This is a genomic window from Collimonas humicola (genome assembly GCF_018304945.1).
Classification (GTDB): Bacteria; Pseudomonadota; Gammaproteobacteria; order Burkholderiales; family Burkholderiaceae_D; genus Collimonas; species Collimonas humicola.
In genome coordinates this window covers 1-6,884 of the sequence record NZ_JAGQEE010000015.1, presented here as the reverse complement: position 1 = coordinate 6,884, position 6,884 = coordinate 1, and the positions used below count along the sequence as shown (strand labels likewise).

Annotated in this window: 8 protein-coding genes; 1 reads left to right on the top strand and 7 read right to left on the bottom strand. The window is 57.6% G+C overall.

The features are described from left to right. Positions 1 to 300: 300 nt before the first annotated feature. The 4 genes from KHU30_RS24930 to KHU30_RS24915 form a co-directional block, all read right to left on the bottom strand. Positions 301 to 1,851, bottom strand: a complete 1,551-nt coding sequence (locus KHU30_RS24930) for a 2-isopropylmalate synthase (protein ID WP_211445286.1) — start codon at positions 1,849 to 1,851, stop codon at positions 301 to 303. A gap of 132 nt (positions 1,852 to 1,983) precedes the next feature. Beyond that, positions 1,984 to 2,463: a peptidoglycan-binding protein LysM gene (lysM, locus tag KHU30_RS24925; RefSeq protein ID WP_211445285.1), complete on the bottom strand. Its 480-nt coding sequence runs from the start codon at positions 2,461 to 2,463 to the stop codon at positions 1,984 to 1,986. 113 nt (positions 2,464 to 2,576) lie between these two features. Continuing rightward, entirely contained in the window at positions 2,577 to 3,449 is an 873-nt protein-coding gene (gene pssA / locus KHU30_RS24920; protein WP_211445284.1) for a CDP-diacylglycerol--serine O-phosphatidyltransferase, read from the bottom strand. Positions 3,450 to 3,533: 84 nt separating this feature from the next. Then, positions 3,534 to 4,178 (bottom strand): phosphatidylserine decarboxylase, encoded by a 645-nt coding sequence (locus KHU30_RS24915; protein ID WP_211445283.1) that lies wholly within the window; start codon positions 4,176 to 4,178, stop codon positions 3,534 to 3,536. A 114-nt stretch (positions 4,179 to 4,292) separates the two neighbouring features. On the opposite strand from KHU30_RS24915, the gene KHU30_RS24910 reads away from it, so the two are divergent. Continuing rightward, positions 4,293 to 4,490, top strand: coding sequence for a hypothetical protein (locus tag KHU30_RS24910; protein ID WP_211445282.1), 198 nt, complete (start codon positions 4,293 to 4,295; stop codon positions 4,488 to 4,490). Between the two features lie 66 nt (positions 4,491 to 4,556). Here KHU30_RS24910 and KHU30_RS24905 read toward each other — a convergent pair whose 3' ends face one another. The 3 genes from KHU30_RS24905 to KHU30_RS24895 all read right to left on the bottom strand — a co-directional run bounded on the left by KHU30_RS24905 (position 4,557) and on the right by KHU30_RS24895 (position 6,631). Continuing rightward, positions 4,557 to 4,751: a hypothetical protein gene (locus KHU30_RS24905; RefSeq protein WP_211445281.1), complete on the bottom strand. Its 195-nt coding sequence runs from the start codon at positions 4,749 to 4,751 to the stop codon at positions 4,557 to 4,559. Continuing rightward, the gene (locus tag KHU30_RS24900) at positions 4,748 to 5,515 is read right to left on the bottom strand and encodes an SIMPL domain-containing protein (RefSeq protein ID WP_211445280.1); all 768 of its coding nucleotides are present in this window, start codon (positions 5,513 to 5,515) and stop codon (positions 4,748 to 4,750) included. The genes KHU30_RS24905 and KHU30_RS24900 overlap by 4 nt, the downstream gene beginning before the upstream one ends. A 165-nt stretch (positions 5,516 to 5,680) precedes the next feature. Continuing rightward, positions 5,681 to 6,631 (bottom strand): ion transporter, encoded by a 951-nt coding sequence (locus KHU30_RS24895; protein ID WP_211445279.1) that lies wholly within the window; start codon positions 6,629 to 6,631, stop codon positions 5,681 to 5,683. Between the last annotated feature and the right edge of the window lie 253 nt (positions 6,632 to 6,884).

Sequence of the window (6,884 nt, the reverse complement as noted above, 5' to 3'; positions counted from 1 at the left end):
CCTCACCCGGCTGGCGCGCGCCGGATTTGGGGACCCGACCGGAGGGAGGGCAATGGCTTTGCGGTCGCCTTTTCTTTGCTTACTTTCTTTTGGCGAAGCAAAAGAAAGTGAGCGGCTGCCGGGCCGCTCCCGGCTTGTATCCACGGAGTAGAAAACGTTTTAGCAACCCGCAGACCGTTCTTAGCATGCCACCGCACTCACTCCGTAGAACGTCAAATGGGGTCAGAGTAATTTTCGCAAAGAACCGCGAAAAAAAACTCTGACCCCATTTGACTGCATCAGCGCGAAATTTCCGACTTGCTACAGCTGCGGATTCAGTTTTTCGGACTTGGAATGCAGCTTGTTCAGCGCCGACAGATAGGCCTTGGCCGATGCCACCACGATATCCAGGTCAGCCCCAACGCCGTTGACAATCCGCCCTGACTTGGACAAACGCATGGTCACTTCACCCTGCGACTGCGTACCCGTAGTAATCGCATTCACAGAGAACAGCAACAACTCCGCCCCGCTCGCAACCTTGGTCTCGATCGCATTCACAATCGCATCCACCGGCCCGTTGCCCTCGCCAGCGCAAGCCGCTTCCTTGCCATCGATCGAAAACACCACCTGCGCGCTAGGCTTCTCGCCAGTCTCAGAATGCTGCGACAAGGACACGAAGCGATAAAACTCCTGGTCATGCGACTGCTGCTCTTCCGACACCAGCCCGATGATATCCTCGTCGAAAATCTCCGACTTGCGATCCGCCAGCTCCTTGAAACGCGCAAACGCCGCATTCACCTCGGTCTCCGACTCCAGCGCAATCCCCAGCTCCTCCAGCCGCTGCTTGAATGCGTTGCGCCCAGACAGCTTGCCCAGCACGATCTTGTTGGCGCTCCAGCCGACATCCTCGGCCCGCATGATTTCATAGGTGTCGCGCGCCTTCAGCACGCCATCCTGATGGATCCCCGAAGCATGCGCGAAGGCATTGGCCCCCACCACCGACTTGTTCGGCTGCACCGCAAAGCCGGTGATCTGCGACACCAGCTTGGAAGCCGGCACGATTTGCGTGGTATCGATGCCGATATCCAGGTTGAAGTAATCGCGCCGCGTCCGCACCGCCATCACGATTTCCTCCAGCGCCGTATTGCCGGCCCGCTCGCCCAGGCCATTGATGGTGCACTCGACCTGGCGCGCGCCGCCGATCATGACACCCGCCAGCGAATTGGCCACCGCCATGCCCAGGTCGTTGTGGCAATGCACCGACCAGATCGCCTTGTCGGAATTCGGAATCCGCTCGCGCAAGGTCTTCAGCATGTGGCCATACAGTTCCGGCACGCCGTAACCGACGGTATCGGCAAAATTGATGGTGGTGGCGCCCTCGGCAATCACCGCTTCCAGCACGCGGCACAAGAAATCCATGTCGGAACGGCTGCCGTCTTCCGGGCTGAACTCGACGTCGTCGGTGAACTTGCGGGCGAAGCGCACCGCGTTTTTGGCTTGCTCGAACACTTGGTCCGGCGTCATGCGCAGCTTTTTTTCCATGTGCAGCGGCGAAGTTGCCAGGAAGGTATGGATGCGCTTGCGTTCAGCCGGCTGCAGAGCCTCTGCTGCGCGTGCAATGTCCCTGTCGTTAGCGCGCGACAAGGAACACACCGTGGAATCCTTGATGATGCCGGCGATCGCCCTGATCGCCTCGAAATCGCCGGGTGAAGCGGCGGCAAACCCGGCTTCGATCACGTCCACTTTCATGCGCTCCAGCTGGCGGGCGATGCGGATCTTTTCATCCTTGGTCATCGAGGCGCCGGGCGATTGTTCGCCATCGCGCAAAGTGGTGTCGAAGATGATCAGTTTTTCGGGCGAGTTGGCTGCCATGCTGTGCTCCAGATTGGTCTTGTGAACCTCTAATTTTAAAGGCTTTGGCGGCTTCCGGTTTAAATTAACCGGATTGCGGGCGTAAAAAAGCCGCCCGGGGTTAAGCGGGCGGCTGCCAGGTGTTGCCGGCGGTCAGGCAAGCGGCGGAATGCGCAGCTTCTGGCCCGGGTAAATCAAGTCCACGCTTTTCAGCATCGGCTTGTTGGCTTCAAAAATCGCCTGGTACTTGTTTGGATCGCCATAGTATTGCTTGGAAATCTTCGACAGGTTGTCGCCGCTGACCACGTCATACCATTGCGATTCGTCGGCAGCTTCTGCAACGGTCAGGTTATCGTTGACATCCTTGACATCCTTGACGTTGCCGCAGCACAAAATGATTTTCTCGCGGGTTGCCTGGTCCGGCGCTTCGCCGCTGGCGGTGACGCTGGAAGAGGCGGCATCGAAGGCGATCGTCAGACCGCTGGTGTCAATCCCTTGAGTGCCGACGTAGGTCTTGATTGCGTCAGCTGCGGCATTCTGCAGTTCTTCGACATTCGGCGCTGCCGCCACTTCTTCTGGCTTGTGTCCCAGCAGCTTTTCGCCGGCATCTTTGATAAAAGAAAGTAAACCCATTTTTTTCTCCAGTAACAGTTGAAAAAGGATGATGCCACTAGCCTCGCTACCGTGCCGCTTGCAACACAAGGTTTAACAACATTTAACCTTACAAATATTTCACAGGCATTACCTTAGTCCTTATCGTCGTGCTCTAGTTCCGTCTGCACGATGCTGACCGGCTTGCCCTTGAACCAGCGCCAGAAATACACGCCGAAGCCCGACAAGGCATACAGCACGAACAGGCCGAACAACACTTTTGACGGATCGCTGAAAATCGCCACCAGCGCCAGCACCACCAGGAACGCCGCAATGAAGGGCATCGGCTTGCGCAGATTGATGTCCTTGAAACTGTAGAACGGCACGTTGCTGACCATGGTCAGGCCGGCGTACAAGGTGATTGCCCAGGCCGCCCAGCTCAACGATGTGCCCTGGAAACCGAGATCGTCCATCAGCCACACAAAACCGGCCACCAATGCCGCTGCCGCAGGACTAGGCAAGCCCTGGAAATAACGTTTATCCACCACCGCGATATTGGTGTTGAAGCGCGCCAGGCGCAAGGCGCCGCCGGCGCAATAGACGAAAGCCGCCAGCCAGCCCAGCTTGCCCATGCCGCGCAAGGACCATTCATAGACCACCAGCGCCGGTGCGGCGCCGAACGACACCATGTCGGACAGGCTGTCGTACTGGGCGCCGAATTCACTCTGGGTATTGGTCAGGCGCGCCACCCGGCCGTCGAGGCTGTCCAGCACCATCGCCACGAAGATCGCGATGGAAGCCTGGTCGAAGCGCAGGTTCATGGCCATCACGATGGCATAGAAACCGCAAAACAAAGCCGCCGTGGTGAATGCATTTGGCAGCAGGTAGATGCCGCGCCGGCGCCGCGCCGGCGGGCTGATATCGTCTTCGTCCAGATATTCGCTGCGTTCGGGATTCTTGTACGGGCGCAGCGCTTTGGGGAACTGTGCGACGTTACTCTTCGCTTTACGGCGCTTGAATGTGGCCATGTAAGTTCCGTTTCAATCAACTCAATACATACAAACAACAACTATGCAAACAATTCTGCAAGCTGCGCCTTGAAGGCGCAGCGTTTAAAACTCGGCCAGGATGGTCTCGGTAGCGGAAACCTTGTCGCCGACGGCAACCTTGGGAGTGGCCGTCAAAGGCAGATAGACATCGACGCGCGAACCGAAACGGATAAAACCGTAGCGCTGGCCACGCGCCAGGACGTCGGCGACCTTGACGTAGCAAAGGATGCGGCGCGCAATCAGGCCGGCGACCTGGACGCAAGTCACGGTCTGGCCGTTGGCGGCAGTAATCACCAGGGCGTTGCGCTCGTTCTCAACCGACGCCTTGTCGAGGTCGGCATTGACGAACTTGCCCGGGAAATATTCTGCTTTTTCAATCTTGCCGTCGACCGGCGCGCGATTCGAATGAACATTGAAGACATTCATGAAGACGCTGATTTTCAGGGCTTCGCGATTGGCGTAAGGATCCATGGTCTTTTCAACCACGACGATACGGCCGTCCGCAGGCGACAGCACCGCCGCCGGATTTTGCGGGATCACGCGGCCCGGATCACGGAAGAATTGCAATACGAACAAGGCAATAATCCAGAACGGCAGCGACCATGCAAGGGAAAAAAACGTGATCAGCAGCGCGACCGCAAAGGCGATGCCCAAAAACGGCCAACCCTCGCGGGCAATAATAGGATGGGGGTAATTATTCAACTGCACTCCGGATTATTTTGGTAAATGATGGAAATTTGAAAGCGTGGCTATTCTAGTCGTAGTCGAGCAGGAAATAAATGTAACTGCCGCATAACGACTACCGCAGGTTGGAAACCAGCCATGCCAGCCGCCGTGCCGCCTGATGCAGTACTGGATAAGGAAGCCGAATCAACGCTGCAGGCCGTCAGCATGATACTAGATGATCTTCGGCATTGTATAAAAAGACCAAGCTTCTCGCTCGATTTTATTGACGTGAGTAAATATAGTCAGAGAGGAATTGACAATACCGCAACAAATCGACAGATTGGTGCGAAATGAAAGGCCGGGCTAGCGTAGCTTGACCCGGCCTGCAACAAACATAGGCAGATAATCCCCTATCCCTGTCTATTTCTCCTGTTCCGCTTCCGCCGCGCGGTTTCTGTCTTGCGCATCCTGCAGCTGCTTCTCCACCCCTTTGGCCTTTTCCAGCGCATCGGTCTGGGCCTTGAAAATCTGCGGCGACGGCGCCGAAGGCTTGCAGCCGGCCAGCGCCAATGCGGCGGCGGCCAGGCTCAGGCCAATGACAGCGGAGCGCATCATTTGAAGCGGACCTTGCCGACCACGCGCATGTTCAGGGTGGTTTCGCCTGGCTCAAAGCTAGGCTCTTCCACAGGCGCCGCATCGTTCATAGAGGCAGCGCGCATCATCATGGCCTTCGGTGCGGCTGAAGATTCCTGGGCATAGTTGCCGGAACCCTCGAAATCCACGGTGTCCAGCACAGCGTCCGCAGGATTGCGACCCATTGCATGGGCGATCGAAGCGATCCGTTCAGTCAGGTTCTTGTAGGTGGCAGCGATACGCTGGTCGTCCAGCTTCTTGCTGGTGGCGTCGCTCAAGCCGAAATACAAGCCGTTCAGGCCCATCACGCTTTGCACCGCCGCCACGGTTTTCGGCAGGTTGTTGAGATTGGTGGTGGTGGCGTCCAGGTACTGGCCGACGCGCCATCCGGTCGGCTGGCGCGGCTTGTTGGCGTTGCCGCGCGGCTGCGGCTGGTCTTCCGGGTAGACCGGATAGGTGTAGTAGCCGCGCGTCTGCAGGATCGCCTGCGGATCCTGGCGCTTGAGGATATCGGTGCCCTGCTTCATCTTGACGTTGACGCGCGACGCCGCGGCAGCCTTGTCCTTGTCCTGCTCTTCAACGTTAAAGGTGATCCTGACCTGGTCATTGGCGTGCTTGACTTCGCCGTAGGCCGGCACGATCACAAGGGTGCCGCTGGACAGCGTCGGCGCAGGCGCCTGAGCGTGTGCGGCAAAACCGGTGGCAGCCAGCAGGGACGACAACATCAATTTGCGTGATCGCGACATATTTTTCTCCAAGAAAAAAATGGAGCGCTACAGACAGTGCGCTCCAAGGATTATGAATTACAGACCACCCTTCGATTATATTCTGTCAATTTAGTTCGCTCACAATGTTGCCTGTTGTTAGATTCAAACGCAAGGCCGCAAAAACCGGCGAGCGGCAATGCGACCTTATTTTTGAGGCGGATCGCGGTGCACATTGGGCGCCATGCGCGCCTTGAAATCCGCCAGGCTGGCGGACGGGTCGGCGCCGGCCGCAGCCGCGTCATACTGATAAGGCTCCAGCTTTTCGCCGCAATGCTTGCAGAACAGCGAATCGGCTTCGTGCCCCTCGGTCAGGCAGTGCGTACAGGTGCGCGTGGTCGGTACTCCCTTCATCATGGTCATCGCCAGCTCGACGCCGACAATGCCGGTCGGCAGCGCAATGATGCCATAGCCCAGCAGCATGGCGCAGGAAGTGATCAGCTGTCCCATCGGCGTCTTCGGATGGATATCGCCGTAACCGGTGGTGGTCAGCGTCACGATCGACCAGTACATGCCGACCGGGATGCTGGTAAAGCCGTTTTCCGGTCCTTCGATCACATACATGATGGTGCCCAGGATCACGCTCATGATCAGCACCACGCCGAGAAACACCAGGATCTTGTGGCGGCTGTTGCGCAGCGCCTGCCACAGCACCTGCGACTCGTCGAAGTAGCGCGGCAGCTTCATCACGCGGAACACGCGCAACATGCGCAGCAGACGGACGTCGATCAGGAAATGGAATTCCGGCAGCAGGATGGCCAGGTAGGTCGGCAGGATAGACAGCAGGTCGATGATGCCGAACAGGCTCATGGCATAACGCAAGGGCCGCTTGACGCACAGCAGGCGCACCACGTACTCGATGGTGAACAAGGCCGTGAAGGTCCACTCGAGGACATTCAGGACCGCATATTCACGCGCCCGCACGGCGCCGACGCTGTCGATGATGACCGTCGCCACGCTGAGGACGATAATGACCAGCAAGGCAGTGTCGAAGCGGCGTCCTGCTTCGGTATCGGCTTCGAAAATAATCGTGTACAGGCGCTCGCGCCAGCCGCGGTCAGGTTTTCCGAATTTGCTGCCTATGGTGTTTGTTGCCATATTTCCTAGAAAAATGGGGCGACTGCTGATGCCACAATCTAAACAATGTGCGAGGTCCGGTCAAGAAAGCAAAAAAGGACAGCAACGCCGTCCTTTTTTTGCTTTCGACTAAGGAAAAATTATTAATTCTTCGACTGATCGACCATCTTGTTCTTTTTGATCCATGGCAGGCCGGACGGGGTTTCGCAAAGCACCGCTTTGCGCCGTCCGGCCCAGCAAGCGCATGCAGGCGCTTGCTGCATGATGCCTGACC